The sequence below is a fragment of the Candidatus Infernicultor aquiphilus genome, from assembly GCF_002784285.1.
Lineage (GTDB): Bacteria > Atribacterota > Phoenicimicrobiia > Phoenicimicrobiales > Phoenicimicrobiaceae > Infernicultor > Infernicultor aquiphilus.
The window spans coordinates 1-2,331 of record NZ_PFKO01000201.1; the positions used below are offsets into that span (position 1 = coordinate 1).

Sequence of the window (2,331 nt, forward strand, 5' to 3'; positions counted from 1 at the left end):
ATATACTTATTATTTTGCAATTAAAGCCGGAGATGATGGAGTTCCAATTAATTGGTCAGATATTAGCAATGTTGTTGATAGATTCATAAATGATATAATTCCCCCTGCTATGATCGTGAATTTTCAATGGAAGTGATAGAGATTATTCCGGAATGTCCCAGATAAAGGTAGAAAGTTTAGCTAAGGACGAATTTTTCCCATGAAAAAAATAATAATTTTTATCTTGAACAAATTGCGATTTGTGATTGACGGATTGTTGTACAAATGGTTAGGTTTCTTACGAGAGGAGAAAATAATCATGGAAGCATCTGATTTCACAAAGATGCCATATTCGTCATTGGCGGTTGTAAACAGTTTATTGGATGTTGCCGATGAAAATAATTCCCAAATTGACCCCCTGAAACTCCAAAAATTAATCTATTTCGCTCATGGATGGAATTTAGCATTCTATGATATTCCTCTTATAGACGAACAAGTGCAGGCTTGGAAATATGGCCCGGTAATTAATTCAGTATATCATACATTTAAAGATTATGGTGATAAGCCCATTGATGGACGGGCAAAAACTATTGATTTCTCCGATATGAAAATCGTTACTCCTCGCATTCCCCCAACAGATACTGATAGACAGAATTTGCTAAGAGAAGTATGGCGTTTATATGGCAAATATACTGGAATTCAGTTATCAACAATGAGCCATATGTCAGATTCTCCATGGTCAAAAGCTTGGGATCAGAATATCGAGAAGTTGAAATTTGTATCAATCTCCAATGATATAATTAAAGGATATTTCAAAGGCCTCTTGAATAGACAAAGTACATGAATTCCGCCGAGAAAAAGATAATCATCCCTGAAATTGCGATCCCCAGACCCGATCAATTAGAATCAAATGTTGGTCAAGAGGAAGCAAAAGAATATGAATTTAATAAAATAAAATTAGATTCGATTAAACAGTTAATTATAAAGACAAATTCTCCAAAAGGATTTTTTGGTTATCTGTTATATGGAAATTCTTGATTCTTTAGGAAAAGTTTCTATTTATTAAGAGTTTGTAAAATGAAAAATCACCAAATTCATATATCTATAAGTATGATTCTTATTGGAATTTGTGTAATTATTATAATGATGCTGTTAAATGAATTACAAGATCGGGATAAACAAATCTTAATGTTTCAGAAAATAACCAATGATTATTCTACTTTTGTTATAAATACCTCTCGAAAAAATGAATGGATTAAAGTTCGCGCAACAGGATATTCGATTGGTAAACCTTATAATCAACTTACAGCTTTAGGAAATCCCGTTATTTCAAAAGGATTTTTGAAAATAGGAAATATTGATGTCTTTACAGTAGCCGCAGACCCAGAGATTTTTTCATTAGGAACAATTTTATATATAGATTCATTAGGGATAGGAATTGTAGATGATATAGGGCCAGCCATTCAAAAATATGAATTAGATATAGTATTTAACTCAATCACCGAAGCAAAATTATGGGGAGTAAAAATGATTAATGTAATGAGGTTACAGTGAAAATAAAATTCTTTACTTCAGAAATAGCAATGGCTAACTTTTTAAACGAATTAGACAAAGATAGTCTTTTTTATGTGGGAAACTTTAGAGATTCGATATATATTATATATGAAAGGAAAATATAACGTGCCATTTCATATAGACTATCGTCCTGCAAAATTAAATGAATTTATAGGAAATGGAGAAATAATCCGCGATCTTCAGGCTAAATTTCCCCATTGGCCTCAGACGATTTTGATATCTGCCCCATCGGGATGCGGAAAGACTACTTTAGCTCGTATTATTTCCCATGAGTTAAAATGCGCTCCAATGTACATGAAAGAAATTGATGCAGCTCAAGATAGGGGGATTGATGCTATTCGAACAATTATTAAAGAATCTTACTCCCGCCCCTTAATGGGGGCAGTAAAAGTAATTATCTTTGATGAATGTCATATGTTAACTCCCGAAGCAATGAATGCTCTTTTAAAGATATCAGAAGAACCCCCTCCAAAAACTTATTTTATCTTTTGTTCAACTGCTCCAGAAAAAATACTTCCTACTCTACGAAATCGATGTTTTAAAATAAAACTTTCTAATCTTTCTGATCGGGAAATATCTCTCATTATTAAAAATGTCGCAGATAAAGAAGTTATTGAATTTACTGAACCTCTGAAACAAATTTGTCGCTTTATATTAAGCGAGGCTAAAGGTGTTCCTAGAGAAGCATTGCTTTTATTTGAATCACTTAAAGATTGTACAAATTTAGAAGAAGCTCAAACAAAAATACATGGGTTTACAGATAATGATCCTAAAATA

At 32.3% G+C, this 2,331-nt stretch carries 4 protein-coding genes; all 4 read left to right on the forward strand.

Annotation, left to right across the window (positions count from 1 at the left end):
- Nucleotides 1-298 precede the first annotated feature (298 nt).
- The gene (locus COZ07_RS05305) at nucleotides 299-823 is read left to right on the forward strand and encodes a Panacea domain-containing protein (protein ID WP_406607540.1); all 525 of its coding nucleotides are present in this window, start codon (nucleotides 299-301) and stop codon (nucleotides 821-823) included.
- Complete coding sequence (locus tag COZ07_RS05310; protein WP_406607541.1) at nucleotides 820-1,017, forward strand: hypothetical protein; 198 nt, start codon at nucleotides 820-822, stop codon at nucleotides 1,015-1,017. Before COZ07_RS05305 ends, COZ07_RS05310 begins: the two co-directional genes overlap by 4 nt.
- Nucleotides 1,018-1,056: 39 nt before the next feature.
- Entirely contained in the window at nucleotides 1,057-1,533 is a 477-nt protein-coding gene (locus COZ07_RS05315; protein ID WP_406607542.1) for a 3D domain-containing protein, read from the forward strand.
- A 72-nt stretch (nucleotides 1,534-1,605) separates the two neighbouring features.
- The coding region (locus tag COZ07_RS05320; RefSeq protein WP_406607543.1) for an ATP-binding protein at nucleotides 1,606-2,331 on the forward strand (726 nt) is incomplete at its 3' end.

What these genes read in the sequence shown, in the direction of transcription:
- COZ07_RS05310 (WP_406607541.1), top strand. Translation starts at nt 820, where the DNA reads ATGAATTCCGCCGAGAAAAAGATAATCATCCCTGAAATTGCGATCCCC.
- COZ07_RS05315 (WP_406607542.1), top strand. Translation starts at nt 1,057, where the DNA reads ATGAAAAATCACCAAATTCATATATCTATAAGTATGATTCTTATTGGA.
- COZ07_RS05305 (WP_406607540.1), top strand. Translation starts at nt 299, where the DNA reads ATGGAAGCATCTGATTTCACAAAGATGCCATATTCGTCATTGGCGGTT.